The organism is Luteibacter sp. HAY1-4A, assembly GCF_056755355.1.
This window is the reverse complement of the sequence record NZ_JBNDHZ010000024.1, coordinates 52,508-66,979: the sequence shown is the minus strand read 5'-3', so window position 1 is coordinate 66,979 and position 14,472 is coordinate 52,508. Positions and strand designations below refer to the sequence as shown.

The 14,472-nt window shown below is 67.7% G+C and carries 13 protein-coding genes; 9 read left to right on the top strand and 4 right to left on the bottom strand.

The window, feature by feature from the left end:
• The first annotated feature begins 98 nt into the window (after positions 1-98).
• The 5 genes from ACPYOD_RS10170 (at position 99) to ACPYOD_RS10150 (ending at position 7,166) form a co-directional block, all read left to right on the top strand.
• Positions 99-1,550 (top strand): DNA recombination protein RmuC, encoded by a 1,452-nt coding sequence (locus ACPYOD_RS10170; protein ID WP_481301625.1) that lies wholly within the window; start codon positions 99-101, stop codon positions 1,548-1,550.
• A gap of 161 nt (positions 1,551-1,711) precedes the next feature.
• Positions 1,712-2,308 carry a GTP cyclohydrolase I FolE gene (gene folE / locus ACPYOD_RS10165; RefSeq protein WP_481301624.1) on the top strand — a complete coding sequence of 199 codons (597 nt, stop codon included), beginning with the start codon at positions 1,712-1,714 and terminating at the stop codon, positions 2,306-2,308.
• A gap of 2 nt (positions 2,309-2,310) precedes the next feature.
• Entirely contained in the window at positions 2,311-3,621 is a 1,311-nt protein-coding gene (locus ACPYOD_RS10160) for a hypothetical protein (protein ID WP_481301623.1), read from the top strand.
• Positions 3,614-4,381: a hypothetical protein gene (locus ACPYOD_RS10155; protein WP_481301622.1), complete on the top strand. Its 768-nt coding sequence runs from the start codon at positions 3,614-3,616 to the stop codon at positions 4,379-4,381. Before ACPYOD_RS10160 ends, ACPYOD_RS10155 begins: the two co-directional genes overlap by 8 nt.
• On the top strand, positions 4,374-7,166 hold the full coding sequence (locus ACPYOD_RS10150; protein WP_481301621.1) for an AAA family ATPase: 2,793 nt from the start codon (positions 4,374-4,376) through the stop codon (positions 7,164-7,166). The genes ACPYOD_RS10155 and ACPYOD_RS10150 overlap by 8 nt, the downstream gene beginning before the upstream one ends.
• A gap of 17 nt (positions 7,167-7,183) precedes the next feature.
• On the opposite strand, the gene ACPYOD_RS10145 is transcribed toward ACPYOD_RS10150, so the two are convergent.
• Entirely contained in the window at positions 7,184-7,564 is a 381-nt protein-coding gene (locus tag ACPYOD_RS10145; protein ID WP_481301620.1) for a hypothetical protein, read from the bottom strand.
• A 183-nt stretch (positions 7,565-7,747) separates the two neighbouring features.
• The gene (cysK, locus tag ACPYOD_RS10140; protein WP_481301619.1) at positions 7,748-8,704 is read right to left on the bottom strand and encodes a cysteine synthase A; all 957 of its coding nucleotides are present in this window, start codon (positions 8,702-8,704) and stop codon (positions 7,748-7,750) included.
• Between the two features lie 95 nt (positions 8,705-8,799).
• Between cysK and ACPYOD_RS10135 the strand changes: the two genes are divergently transcribed.
• The 4 genes from ACPYOD_RS10135 to ACPYOD_RS10120 are packed head-to-tail and all read left to right on the top strand — an operon-like array spanning position 8,800 to position 13,072.
• Positions 8,800-9,144, top strand: a complete 345-nt coding sequence (locus tag ACPYOD_RS10135) for an EF-hand domain-containing protein (RefSeq protein ID WP_481301618.1) — start codon at positions 8,800-8,802, stop codon at positions 9,142-9,144.
• A 56-nt stretch (positions 9,145-9,200) separates the two neighbouring features.
• Entirely contained in the window at positions 9,201-10,382 is a 1,182-nt protein-coding gene (locus ACPYOD_RS10130; RefSeq protein WP_481301617.1) for a cation:proton antiporter, read from the top strand.
• 9 nt (positions 10,383-10,391) lie between these two features.
• Entirely contained in the window at positions 10,392-11,651 is a 1,260-nt protein-coding gene (locus ACPYOD_RS10125) for a TCR/Tet family MFS transporter (protein ID WP_481301616.1), read from the top strand.
• A 56-nt stretch (positions 11,652-11,707) separates the two neighbouring features.
• Entirely contained in the window at positions 11,708-13,072 is a 1,365-nt protein-coding gene (locus tag ACPYOD_RS10120; RefSeq protein WP_481301615.1) for a GGDEF domain-containing protein, read from the top strand.
• Positions 13,073-13,099: 27 nt separating this feature from the next.
• Here the strand turns inward: ACPYOD_RS10120 and ACPYOD_RS10115 are convergent, their stop codons facing one another.
• Positions 13,100-13,798, bottom strand: coding sequence for a VIT1/CCC1 transporter family protein (locus ACPYOD_RS10115; protein ID WP_481301626.1), 699 nt, complete (start codon positions 13,796-13,798; stop codon positions 13,100-13,102).
• Between the two features lie 2 nt (positions 13,799-13,800).
• A complete protein-coding gene (locus ACPYOD_RS10110) occupies positions 13,801-14,403 on the bottom strand; it encodes an FUSC family protein (RefSeq protein WP_481301614.1) in 603 nt (200 codons plus the stop codon).
• Between the last annotated feature and the right edge of the window lie 69 nt (positions 14,404-14,472).

The following is a 14,472-nucleotide window of genomic DNA, read 5'->3' as shown; positions in this document are numbered from 1 at the left end:
AGATGTGTATAAGAGACAGGATCCCGCGGCGGCGGGCAGGCTCGCCGCGAGCCCCCATCGCCGCTGAAGCGGCTCCCACAGTCGGTTAATCTCGCTCCATGACGCTCGAAACCATCCTCCTCATCGTCTTGTTGCTGCTCGCGCTGGCCTGCCTCGCGGTGCTCATCGTCCTGCTTTCCAGGGGCCGGCGGGACGACGCCGGCGGCGCCCGCTTCGACGCACTGCGTGACGATACCCGCCGCCTCGAAACCCTCATCCGCGAGGAGCAGCGCGCGGGCCGCGGCGAACTCGGCGAGAGCTTCGCGCAGTTCCGTGGCCACGTGCAGGAGCAGCTGCAGACGGTCGCCGAACGCCAGCACGAGCGCATCGAGGGCTTCGGACGCCGCCTCGACCAGCTCACCGAGCGCACGGACAACGGCCTGCAATCGCTCCGCCTCGGCCTGGCCGACGATTCGCGCAAGACGCGCGAGGAGTCCGCACTGACGCTCAAGCACTTCGGTGAACTCATCGACCAGCGCTTCGCCGCGCTCACCGGCGAGAACGAAAAGCGCCTCGGCGAGGTCCGCGCCACCCTGGAAACCCGGCTCGGCGCCATCCAGCAGGACAACGCGGCCAAGCTCGAGCAGATGCGCGCCACCGTGGACGAAAAACTGCAGGCCACCCTGGAAACCCGCCTCGGGCAGTCGTTCCAGCTGGTGTCCGAGCGGCTGGAAGCGGTGCAGCGCGGCCTCGGCGAGATGCAGGTGCTCGCCGCCGGCGTGGGCGACCTGAAGCGCGTGCTCACCAACGTGAAAACGCGAGGCACCTTCGGCGAAGTGCAACTCGGCGCCCTGCTTGAGCAGATCCTCATCGCCGAGCAGTACGCGGCCAACGTCGCCACCGTGCCCGGCTCCGCGGAGCGGGTGGAGTACGCCATCCGCCTGCCGGGCACCGACGATGGCGGCCCCGTCTGGTTGCCCATCGACGCCAAGTACCCGGTGGAGGACTACCAGCGCCTGCTCGACGCACAGGATGCCGCCGACGCGGACGCCGCCCATGCCGCCGGCAAGGCACTGGAACTGCGCGTGCGCGAGGAAGCGAAGCGCATCCGCGCGAAGTACATCGCGCCGCCGCATACGACCGATTTCGCCATCCTCTTCCTGCCCACCGAGGGCCTGTACGCCGAGGTGATCCGCCGGCCGGGCCTTTCCGACCAGTTGCAGCGGGAATGCCGGGTCACGGTGGCCGGCCCCACCACGCTCACCGCCCTGCTCAACAGCCTGCAGATGGGCTTCCGCACGCTGGCCATCGAAAAGCGCTCTTCCGAGGTCTGGCACGTGCTGGCGGCGGTGAAGAACGAGTTCGGCAAGTTCGCCACGGTGCTGGAAAAAACCCGGAAACAGCTCGACACGGTGCGCAACAGCATCGATACGGCCGGGGTACGCACCCGGGCCATCGAGCGCAAGCTCCGCGGCGTGGAGTCGCTGGGGTCGGAAGAAAGCCAGGATCTGCTCGACCTGGTACCGGGGTTGGACGATGGGGACACCGACGGCACCGAAACCCCGGACTAAGGGGGGCCGTTTGTGGGAGCCGGCTACGCCGGCGATCCCGCGGCAGCGGGCAGCTTGCCGCGAGTACCCATCGCCGCTGAAGCGGCTCCCACAGAAGACGGCTCCAGCGCGATGCAACAACGCTACAATGCGCGTTTGCACCCGCGAAGGAACCACCCCCGATGAGCGACGACGCCAAGTCCCGTCCGGTCAGCCGCGAACAGGCCGAAGAGGCCGTGCGCACGTTGCTGCTGTGGGCGGGCGAGGACCCGAAGCGCGAAGGCCTGCTCGACACGCCCAAACGAGTGGTGAAGGCCTATTCGGACTGGTTCCGGGGTTATGACGACGACCCGGCCGATTACCTGCGCCGCACCTTCGAGGAAGTGGAAGGCTACGACGAGATGATCGTGCTGCGCGACATCGAGTTCGAGAGCCATTGCGAACATCACATGGCCCCGATCATCGGCCGCGCCCACGTGGGTTACGTGCCCACCGACCGTGTGGTCGGCATCAGCAAGCTGGCCCGCGTGGTCGACGGCTTCGCGCGCCGCTTCCAGGTGCAGGAAAAACTCACCGCGCAGATCGCCCATTGCATCGAAGACACGCTGCGCCCCCGCGGCGTCGGCGTGGTGATCGACGCCAGCCACGAATGCATGACCACGCGCGGCGTACACAAGCGCGGCGTGTCGATGATCACCAGCCAGATGCTCGGCAGTTTCCGCGAAGATCCGCGCACACGCGGCGAGTTCCTCCGCTTCGTCGGCGTCGACCGTCGATAACCTTGAGCGGACCGGCCGACACCACCGTCCACGACGAACGCCTGCAGGATCTCTTCCGCGAAGGCATCGTCGCGGAAGACCTGCCCATGGTCTTCCCGCTCTTGCGCGGGCGCGGCCTGCTGCGCACGTTCTCCGCGCTGTTCCACGGCGGCGAGGCACAGGTGCTGCTGCGCCTGCTGGTGCTGCGCACGCTGGGCGGCCGCTCGCATGCCACGGAATGGACGCCGCAGGAGATTCGCGACCAGCTCGCCTTCGTCGATCCGGTGAAACTGGAAACGGTGGTGCAACGCCTGAAGGACCACGACCTTCTCGTGTACGACGGCGAGACCCTGCGCTACCGCGTCGGCCCGCTCGGCCGGAAGGCGCTCGCCGCGCTCGCAACCATGCTGGAGTTCGAGAACGACGACGATGACGGCCTCGGTTATCTCACCGCGCAGCTCGCGGCAGGACAAGCCGTCGGTCGCGTCTCGGTCGACGAACTCGGACACCTGCTCTCCCGTCTCACCGAGCTGAAGGAAGACTTCGACCGCGCGGTGCTCTCCGGTTCCGAACACCGCATCCGGCGCGCCGCGGAGCGGCTCGATTCGGTGTGGACCTGGGTGGAGAAAGGCACCGAGGTGGTGGCCGGCATCACGGAGAAGGAAGACCTCGAACCCGCGGCCCACCGGCTCGCGCAAGCCGTTGGACGCGCGCAGAGCGCGCTGCTCCGGCAGGCCGGCACCTTCCAGCGCGAACTCAACAAGATCGACCAGCACCGCGTGCATCTCGGCCGCACGGGGCTCTCGTCGTCCGACCTGGTGGGATGGCTGCGCGCGCAGGATATCGATGCCCTGGCCTCCTTCGAGGACGGCCAGTTGCTGCTGCCTCTGCCCGCTGCTTTCATCCACGACCAGATCGCGCTGGACGTGGCCGAATTCGAACTGCTCGAACGCGAACGCCTCGCTGCCGAGAGCACCGCACTCCCCGGTGCGGAAGAGCCGCCCGACACCGCGGACCTGCCCATGGACGAGGAAGACCTGCGCTTCCTCGAGGCGTGGCACGCGGAACTGGCCGCGGTTGCCGCGCCCGTGGAACTGGAGGCGACGCTGATCGGCGACGACTACGCCCTTTCCGCCTACCGGCTCTCGCTGCTTGGGCTGCTCGGCGACCCTGAGTCGGCGGCGCTGGAAGGTGGCACCGCCGACCTCGCGCGCCTGCCGCTCGCCCTCGAGATCGAGCCGCGCCTCATCGAGACCGACTTGCCCCAGATCGCCCTGGTGAGCGCGGGACGCCTGCGTCCGCGCGCCGCCACTAAGGACACCGACGATGCATGATGAAACCGCGAGCCTGGTTACCCGGCTCCTTGCACAGCGCTGGCTTCCGCGCGACGACGTCCAGGCGCGCAAGGCATTGCTGGACGAAGCATTCCGCGAAGACCTCGACCGCCGTCTGGAGGCCGTGGGACTGGAACTGCGCGAGCACCCCTACGCCGCATACATCGGCCTCGCCGTCGCGAGGAAGAGCGAGCGTGCCGTCTTCGGCGGCAGCGATAGCTGGATCTCCAACACCTTGCAGCTGGACCGCGATGGCGTGGCCCTGCTGGTCGTGATCTGGGCGCTCATCGTGTTGCCGAAACGGCAGCGCCAGCTGGAGCGTCAGGAAGTCGAGGCGTCCGCGTCGCAAAGCCAGATGTTCGCGGAGGAAAAACCGATATCGCGCGATCCGTCGCTCTCGCCCGTGATCGCCGAACGCACGCTGCTCGCGGACTTCGGCGAGAAGCTGGGCGGCAAGACACGCGTGGGTTTCAATCTCGGTACGCTGAACCGCCTGGGCTTCATCGTGCGTCGCAAGGGCGAGGTCGCCGAAGGCCCCCTGCTCGACCTGGCCTTCGACTACGAACGCACCGCCCGACGCATCCTCGACGGTGCGCTGGGCGACCTGCTGGGCAACGTGCCTGTGGGAGCCGCTTCAGCGGCGATACCGCAGCAGCGGGCAGACCTGTCGCAAGCACCCCTCGCCGCTGAAGCGGCTCCCACGGAAAGTGACGATTGGGAAACACTGGAAGACGAACTCGAGGAGAACGGCGATGTTTGATTTCCGCAGCCTCGAGGTCGTGCACTGGGACTACTGGCAGCGCTTCAGCCTGCCGTTGGATACGAACATCGTCACCGTGGTGGGCCCGAACGGTTCGGGCAAGACCACGCTGCTCGATGCCCTGCGCACCTTGCTCACCATCGATTGCGCGGGCAACCGCGACTACAAGAGCTACCTCCGCCACAATGGCAAGCCGTTCGCCTGGCTGCGCGCCCGCGTAGGTAACACGCCGGGACCCAGCGGCGAACGGCCGTTCTTCCCGCTGATGGACCGCGAGGTCACCCTCGCCTGCCGCATCCAGAAGAAAGGCGGCGAATGGACGCGCCAGTACGCCGTGCTCGGCGGCGACGTGGGCATCGAGGAGATCGAGCAGCGTGGCGACTTCCTCGGCCTGCGCGAATACCGCGTGCGGCTCGAAGGCGCGGGCCTGTCGCAGGCCATTCGTCGCGTACTCACCCTCGAACAGGGCGCTACCGACAAGCTCTGCCAACTGCCGCCCAAGGCACTGCTCGACCTCGTCTTCGACGTGTTCGGCGACAAGGCCGTGCTCGACGACTACCAGCGCGCACGCAACGAACAGATGGAGGCCGACCGCGAACAGCACGGGCTCGAACACCAGCTGTCGCTGATCGGCGTGAGCCTGCAGGAAGCGGAAGCTCGCGCACGCTCGTTCCAGGAATGGAACGCGCTGAAGACCGAGCGCGTGGACCTCGTGTCCGATGTCCTGCCTCGGACCGAGCTGGCCGACCTGGGCGCGGGCATCCGTGGCGCGCGTCCGCAACTCACCGGCGTGAAGCGCCGCGTGAGCGAACTCGAGCGTCGCGATACCGAACTCACCCGCCAGCTCGGCGAGTGGGACGCCAGCGGCGAGACACTGCGCGCCGAGCAACATGAAGCGGACCTCGCGCGCCAACAGACGCAGAAGAGTCTCGACGCCGCTCGCGCGGAACTCGCGCAGAACGACCTGCTGATCAAGCAGGAGGCACGCCTGCGCGAGATGGTGGCGGCACAGGGCGGTGCGAACCACGAGCGCCTGGCCGATGTCGCGCGCGACGCGCGCGCCACGGTGAACCAGCTGCAAGGCGAGGAAGCGCGCCTGCGTCAGGACCTCGGCACGTTGACCAGCCAGCTCTCCGCGTGGCGCAGCGGCCGTCGCTATACGCCGGATTTCGAAGCGTCGTTCCGCCGTGCGCTCGACGAGGCAGGCATCCGCCACAGCATGCTCAGCGAGATCGTGGAGATCGTGGAACCGCGCTGGCAGCCCGCCGTGGAGGCCGTGCTCGCAGGTTATCGCCATGTCGTGCTCCTGGACGATCCGCGCGATCGCGAGAAGGCGTGGAAGCTCGGCGAGCAACACCGCTACAAGCACTTCGTGGTGGCCGACCGCGCGCCCGCAGATACCGCCACGCGCGGCTCGCTGCTGGAAGTGGTGGCGTTCTCGGCCGCCGCGCCCGACTGGCTGTTGCGCAATCTCGACCGCATCCGCCGCGTCGACGACGCGGCCGAAGGCTCGAAGTTCGGACGCGAGCAGGACTGGATCACGCCGCAGGGTTACTTCCGCGAACGACGCGGCGGCCGCCACCTCGGCGTGGACGACATGTACTTCGGTGCGTCCGCCCGCGAGCGCCAGCTGCGCGACGGCGAAGCGAAACTGCGCGACATCGAGGCCCGTCTGCGCGAGATCGCCGGCGAGCGGAAGGAGGCACTCGCCCGCGCGAGCGATGCCGAGGCGGTGCTGCGCGGCGCCAGTGCCAGCAGCCAGCTGGCCGATCGCGCGGACGAGTTCGCGGAAGCGCGCGAGCAGCAGGCCCGGTTGCGCGAAGACGTGCAGCGCACGGCGGACAGCCACGTGGCCGCCGAGGCCCACTACGAAGCGGTGCGGGAAAAACGCCTGAAGACATCCAACGCACGCGACAATGCGGCACGCGAACAGCGCGACGTGCAACGCCAGCTGGCGGACGCCATCAGGCAATACCACCAGTTGCGGGGCGAGCAGGTCGAGCGGCTGAGGGCGTTCCGGGCCAAGCGCGCGCACGTGCCGCTGCACTTCCGCAGCCGCACGGCGACGGCGGCCCTGCGCGAGCGTTACGAATCGCCGGCAGCGGTACGCCGCGAGATCGAGCGCGTCGAGCGGCGCCTCGACGAAGGCCACTGGGAGCAGGACCCGAGCGTGCTCGCGCTACGCGAGAAACTGCTCTCGGACCACGAGGGTCTGAAGCACGATCTGGAAAAGCGGCGCCTGCACCTCGAGCGCGCATCGCGCATCACCCACGAGGCGCGCGGCGCGTACATCCAGGTCTTGCGCAACACCGTGCGCCGCTACGCGAAGAACCTGAAAGTGCTCGCCGAACTGGCCGGTATCGGCGTGGAAGTCGACCTTCCCGAGTTGAGCAACGACGACCTGGCACTCGCTTCGGCCGCGCTGCACGTGCGCTTCGAGTTCGACAAGAAGGGCTGGATCGGCATGGACGATGGCGAAGCGTCCGGCGGCCAGCAGGTGATGAAGTCGCTCCTGCTGCTCGTGGCGTTGATGAGGGACGAGGATCGCCCCGGCGGTTTCGTCTTCATCGACGAGCCGTTCGCCCACCTCGACATTTTCAACATCGACAAGGTGGGCGCGTTCCTGAAGAGCACGCGTGCGCAATACATCCTCACGACGCCGGCAACGCACAACGTCAACGTGTTCCAGCCGTCCGAACTCACACTGGTGACGAGCAAGCGGCGCCCCGGTGCTACCTGGGCGCAGCCGCTTGCCGTGCTACGGCGGCGCGCGAATGCGGCGTGAGTCGTTGACGTAAACCGTCAATACAACCCCGACTCACCCGGCACGGGGTTGTCCTCGCCCGATCCGTCCAACGCGTCCCCGCTGCTGTTCGTCGGGCGCTGGCGAGTCGGATCGTGCTCGTCGTAGTCGTCGTGCACGTGCCGCGCGCGGTGGGCCAGGACATAGGCGGTAACGAGCGCGCCGATGCCGACGCCGACGGCCACGCTGAGCGCAGGATGACGCCGCACGCCGCGCGTAGCGCCGCCGAACGCATCGCTTGCCATCGTGCCGGCGCGCCCGGCGTACTCCCGGGCGGCACCGAAGGCTTCACGCGGATGGCTTCCCATCGTTGCACCGGCGATGCGGTGGGCGCGGCCGAGGAGTTCTTCGCCCACGCTCTTGCTGCGGAAAAATGTCATGACAGTTGGCCTCCTTGTTTCGAGGAGACCAAGCTGCCGCCTATGGCGTGACGGTAACGCAGTGACGACGTTGCGCCTTGATGACGGCAAGCGACACCCTGTGGGAGCCGGCTATGCCGGCGATCCCGCGGCAGCGGGCACGCTTGCCGCGAGCACCCATCGCCGCTGAAGCGGCTCCCACAGTCACGACAAGCTGTTCAGCCACGCCTCGTCGGAACCTTCTTCCACGCCTTCGAACAGGAACGTCGAGAGGTACCGCTCGCCCGTGTCCGGAAGCATGGCGAGGATGACGCTGCCCTTCTCCGCGCCTTCGGCATATGCGAGTGCCGCCGCCACGGTGGCGCCAGCCGACACGCCCACGAAAATCCCCTCTTCCGAAGCGAGGCGCCGGGCCGTATCGCGCGCCACTACCTCGTCCACCGGCAGGTTCACGTCGAAAACCTTTCGGTTCAGGACGTCCGGCACGAAGTCGGGGGTCCAGCCCTGGATCTTGTGCGGCGACCACGGCTTGTCCTGGAGAAGGGGCGCCGCCGCCGGCTCGGCGACCACGATCTTCACTTCCGGCCGCGCCACCTTGAGCACCTCGCCCACGCCGGTGAGCGTACCGCCCGTGCCCCAGCCGGTGACGAAGGCGTCGAGCCGGCGGCCGGCAAAGTCCTGCTGGATCTCGGCGGCGGTGGTGTTGCGGTGGTACGCGGGGTTCGCCGGGTTCTGGAACTGCCGGGGCAGGAACCACCCGTGCTTCGCCGCCAGCTCCTCGGCCTTGCGGACCATGCCGCTGCCGCGCTCGGCGGCCGGAGTAAGGATGACCTTGGCGCCATAGGCACGCATGAGCTTGCGCCGTTCCACGGAGAAGCTGTCGGCCATGGTCGCCACGAACTTGTAGCCCTTCGCAGCGCAGACCATCGCGAGGGCTACGCCCGTATTGCCGGAGGTGGCTTCGATGACCGTGTCGCCTGGCTTGAGCAGGCCCTTCTGCTCGGCGTCGAGAATGACGGCGATGGCGAGGCGGTCCTTGACCGAGCCGCCAGGATTGAACGATTCCACCTTCGCATAGAGCGTGACGTGGGCGGGGGCTAGGCGATGCAAGCGCACGATCGGGGTACGGCCGATGGTGTCGAGGATGCTGTCGTGGATCATCGAGGGACTTCCTGAGTCGGGGCTGCCAGACCCCAAAGGTACTCCCGCATGCGGCGGCGCGACAAACGCCCTCCGATCGCGCAGACTGCCGGCCCATGACCAGACGCGCCTGCGCCCTCCTTGCCGCTTTCGTCCTTGCCGCTCCCGCCTTGGCGCAGGATTTCCCGCGCACCCCTGCGGACTACCTGCGCCGGATGGACGACAACGGCGACGGCCGCGTCGACGAGGCGGAATACTTGCGCTACATGAGCCAGGGCTTCCTGCGCATGGATGTCAACGGCGACGGCGTGCTGGACGCGAACGACGGCCCGATGCGCCCAGGCGCGCGACCCGTGCACCTCGACGCATTCCAGCGCAACCTCATCCACCAGTTCCACAAGCTCGACCGCAACCACGACGGCGTGTTGAACGCGAAGGAACTCGCGCAGCCGCCCCAGTAACGACAGAGGCAAGCGCACCGGTTTCGGCTATCCTCGGCGCTCCCTGGGGAGGGCCAATGAATACGACCGAGATGTTCCTGATCGCGATGGCGATCATCCTTGCAGTGCCGTACCTCGTCTGGCGGGTGGGTCGCACCGATTACTGGGCGCCGCTCGTGGTCGTGCAGATCGTCACCGGCATCGTGCTGGGACCGGGTGTCCTGGGCAAAGCGTTTCCCGATTACTACGCCACCGTGTTCGCGCCGCCGGTCATCGGCGCGCTGAACGGCATCGCCTGGTGGGCGGTGATGGTGTTCGTCTGGCTCGCCGGCATCGAACTCGACCTGCACGAGGTATGGCGGCGCCGGCGCGAGTGTGGCACCACGGCCGGACTGGCGCTGGCCGGGCCCCTGATCGCCGGCTGCCTGGTCGCGATAGGCATGCTGGCGTGGCGAGACGGCTGGATGGGCCCCGCCGCCGAGCCCTGGCAGTTCGTGCTGGGCATAGGCATGTCGTGTGCCGTGACGGCACTGCCCATCCTCATCCTCCTGCTGGAAAAACTCGACATCCTCCGTGAGCCGCTCGGCATGCGCGTGCTCCGGTACGCCAGCCTCGACGACGTCGCCATCTGGGGCGTGCTGGCGATCATCCTGCTCGACTGGAAGCGGGTGGGTCACCAGGCGGCCTTCCTCGCCGGTTTCGCCGTCGCCGCGTGGCTGTTCCGGCGGCTGATGAGGCGCCTCAAGGAAACCGATCGCTGGTACGTCGGACTCGTATGGCTGGCGGCCTGCGCGTACGGTGCCGACTGGTCGGGACTGCACTACATGGTGGGTGCGTTCCTGGCGGGCGCCGTCATGGACCGCGACTGGTTCACGCTGGAGAACGTGGACAAGCTGCGCCACAACGTGTTGCTGGTACTGATGCCGGTCTTCTTCCTGTCCACTGGCCTGCGCACCAACTGGTCGGTGGGTGGCGCGACGGTGTTCGTCGCGGCGGGTGTACTGCTGGTGGCCTCGGTCGGCGGCAAGCTCGCCGGCGTGGGCGTGGCCGGCAAGCTCCTCGGCTGGGCCAAGGGCGATGCATGGACGATCGGCTGGCTGTTGCAGACCAAGGCGCTGATCATGATCATCTTCGTGAATATCCTGCTCGACCGGCAGGTGATCACCAGCGAAACCTTCACCGCGCTGCTGCTCATGGCCGTGGCAAGCACCATGCTGACGGTGCCGATCGTGAAGCCGCGATTGAAACAACTGGTCTAGACGGAACCCATGGAAGCGCAAACCCACACCCCTGTTCGCCGTGCCGCGGTGATCTTCATCTTCGTCACCGTGCTGATCGACATCCTGGCGTTCGGCATCATCATTCCCGTGTTGCCGCACCTCATCGAGCAGATGACAGGTGGCACGGTGTCGAACGCGGCATGGTGGGTGGGCGTGTTCGGCACGGTGTTCGCCATCGTGCAGTTCATCTTCTCGCCGATCCAGGGCGCACTGTCCGACCGTTTCGGGCGGCGTCCGGTGGTGCTGCTGTCGAACCTCGGTCTGGGCCTCGATTTCATCTTCATGGCCATCGCGCCGTCGCTGTGGCTGCTGTTCGTCGGCCGCGTCATCTCCGGCATGACGGCGGCCAGCTTCACCACCGCCAATGCCTATATCGCCGACGTCACGCCGCCGGAGAAGCGCGCGGCCGCCTTCGGCATGCTCGGCGGCGCCTTTGGCATCGGCTTCATCATCGGTCCGGCGCTGGGCGGTTTCCTCGGCGGCATCGACCTGCGTCTGCCTTTCTGGGTCGCGGCGGGCCTGGCGCTCACGAACTTCCTCTATGGGTTCTTCATCCTTCCCGAATCCCTGCCACCCGAAAAACGCGCGGCCCGCTTCGAGCCACACACCGCCCACCCGCTGGGCGCGATGAAACTCCTGCGCCGGAACCCGCAGGTGTTCGGCTTGTCGGTGGTGATGTTCACGTTCTACCTCGCGCACTACGTGCTGCAGACGGTGTTCGTCCTCTATGCCGACTACCGTTACGGCTGGGGACCGCAGCAGGTGGGCTACGTGCTGGCACTGGTGGGTGCGTGCGACGGCACGGTGCAGGCCTTCCTCACCGGCCGCCTCGTGGCCCGCTTCGGCGAACGGCGGGTGATGCTGGCCGGGCTGTTCTTCGGCGCCACGGCCTTCGCGGTCATGGGGCTGGCGTCCGTGGGCTGGGCCTTCCTGATCGGCATTCCGCTCATGTCGCTGTGGGGACTGGCCGGACCGCCCATCCAGTCGATCATGACCCGCCACGTGGCGCCGGACGAGCAAGGCCGGCTCCAGGGTGGCGTGACCAGCCTCGGCAGCTTCGCCGGTATCTTCGGTCCATACCTGTTCGCGCAGATCTTCGCGTACTGGATCGATCCAGCCCGCACGTTCCATGTCGCGGGCATGCCGTTCCTGCTCGCCGCCACCCTCGTGGCGGTGGGCGGCGTGGTCGCGGCGCGGGCCACCCGGGGTGAGCGGGACCCCGCAATGAGCCCGGAAAACGTGAGCTAATTCGCAAACTTCATCGTATGATGACGCTAATCGGCAACTTACGACACGGTCGGAGCGTGCGTTTGGACAACCAGCTCTGGGAAAGCAAGTATCACGAAGCCGTGGAGCGGTTGACCCGTGAAGAGGCGCAATGGCGCACCGCGGAATCGCTTCTTCGCCAATTGGTAGGTTGCCTGGGCCGCGTGGCGCACGGCGCGCACGACCAGGTCGATCCCCACATCGAACGACTTTCCGCGGCTCTCTCCGAGCCGATGGAACCGATCGACCTCGAGCCGCTGGTGAACGGCCTGGCCGACGCGATCCAGGCGCTCGGCGAGCAACCCGTCGCCGGGTACCAGGAACGCTCGATCTCCATCGGACGCCCCCAGCGGACGGAGCACGGATCGTCGGTGCAATCGTCGCTCAGCCGGCTGGTGGACCGCATCGTCGTCCTTCCCCGGCTGGCTGACCGGGCGAACGATCTGCGCCACCAGGTGGCCGACGCGGGCGACCTCGTGGCCCTGGCCGCATGCGGCGACCGCCTGGCCGACCTGATCAACGAACAGCGCATCGGCCTGCAGCGCGAGATCGACGCCTTGCAGGTAGTGCTTCGCCATGTCACCGGCCGTCTCGACGAGATGAGCCAGTACATGTCGCGCGAACTGGCCGACCAGTCCACCGGCGAGTCCAACGGACAGGCGTTGGACGCATCGGTGGCGCACGAGATGCGCCTGCTCGGCGAAGCCGCCCTGGAGATCGACGACGCGCACGAACTGCGCGAACGCGTGAACCGCAGCCTCGAGACCATCGCCCTCTGCTTCCGCGATTTCCGCGAACGCGAGGGTGCGCGGCTCACCGCGTATCGCGAACGCGCAGAGAAGATGCGCCAGCGGATCGAACAGCTGGAAACCGAGCGCACCACGTTGCAGCGCTCGCTCGAACGCGAACACGAACTGGCGCAGACCGACACCATGATCGGCATGCCCAACCGTCTGGCGTACGAGAAGCGGATCGAGGCGGCCTATGAAAGCTGGCAGGCCACGTCGCGGCCCATGTGCATCGCAGCCATCGACATCGACCACTTCAAAAGCATCAACGATACCTACGGGCATACCGCTGGCGACGCCGTGCTGCGCATCATCGGCCAGGCCTTGCTGAAGCACGTGCGCCCCTGCGACTTCGTCGCGCGCTACGGCGGTGAGGAATTCATCGTCATTTTCGACGGCGCGGACGAGGCCGAGTCGTTGCAGGTGTGCGAACGGCTGCGCGGCAAGATCCAGCACCTGGCCTTCCACGCCAGCCGGCAACCGGTACGCGTCACGGCCTCCATCGGCCTCGCGCAGTTCCAGCCCGGCGACACGCCGCAGTCGGTCTTCGACCGCGCGGATCTCGCCCTCTACACGGCAAAGAACGGCGGACGGAACCGCTGCGTCGCCGGCTAGCGGCAGGATCTCGGCGCCCGGCGGCTATTACGCCGCGACGCCGAAGATGCGTCCCACTGCCGCTGTGAGCGCCATGGCGGCCGCGCCCCAGAACAGCACGCGAACCACGCCGCGAACCACGGGAGAGCCCGCCATCGCGGCCGACACGCCGCCGAGGATGGCCAAGCCGAGCAGCGACACGATCACCGTCACCGCCGCCGCCAGCTGGCGCGTCGACAGTAAGACCGCCAGGATCGGAAGGATCGCGCCGCTGGCGAAACTGATGGCCGAGGCGATGGCGGCCTGCAGGGGGCGAGCGGCCGTGGTGGTGGAAAGCCCGAGTTCGTCGCGTGCGTGCGCTTCCAGCGCATCGTGCGCCATCAGTTGCTCCGCCACCTGTTGCGCCAACGCGCGGTCGAGTCCGCGCTGGACGTAGATCTCGGTCAGCTCCTTGTGCTCACCTTTCGGGTCATCGCGCAACTCGCGCGATTCCTTCGCCAGTTCGGCGCTTTCGCTGTCCGCCTGCGAACTCACCGAGACATATTCGCCGGCCGCCATCGACATGGCGCCTGCAACGAGTCCGGCCACGCCGGCAATCATGATGTCGGACGGCCGGGCCTGGGGCGCCGACGCCACGCCGACGACGAGGCTGGCCGTGGACAAGATGCCGTCGTTGGCGCCAAGCACGGCGGCGCGCAGCCAGCCGATGCGGCCGAGCCGATGCTTTTCGCGATGCCGCGTTCGCAAGTTCATGCCCCGTCCTCCTCTTCCTTGCGCTCCACGCGCTCTTCCAGCCGCGATACCGCCCATCCTATGACAAGGGCGCACAGCGTGCCGAGCACGACCTCGCCAAGGCGGATCAAGGGCACCTCCCAGCGTGGCCCCGTGCTCGGCACCAGCAGCACGATGGCGGTGGTGATCCCGGCGATGCGCGCCGCGGCGGCCGCGTTGGCGGCCCAGCATACGATCGTGACCAGTCCCAACCCCAGAGCAAAGGCCAGCATATTGCCACTGCCGCCGATCCAGAGACCGAGGAGGCCGGCGATGCCGCCAAGCGCCGTGCCGAGGCAGCGGTCGCGGCCAGCGCCGCGGGTGTCGCCGTAATGTGGTTGCGTGACGGCCACGGCGCTGATCGCCGCCCAGAAGGCCTGTTCCGTATGCAGCGCCTGACCGATTGCATAGGCGACGCTGGCCGATAACGTCGCCTTGAAGGCCATGAACACACCGACGCGCAGCCGCCGTCCCAGCGGCATGCTGCGGAACAGGCGGTCGAGCATACGCTGGGCGCGACGCAGCCGGCTGGCGCGCCGGACGGTCTCGGCATGTTCGGGCGGCGCGTCCTCGGGACTCATGGCGCCATCCTACCCGGGCCCGGCGTCGACGCGCCGCCAACGACGCCGCACAATATGCCGCCGCGGCCG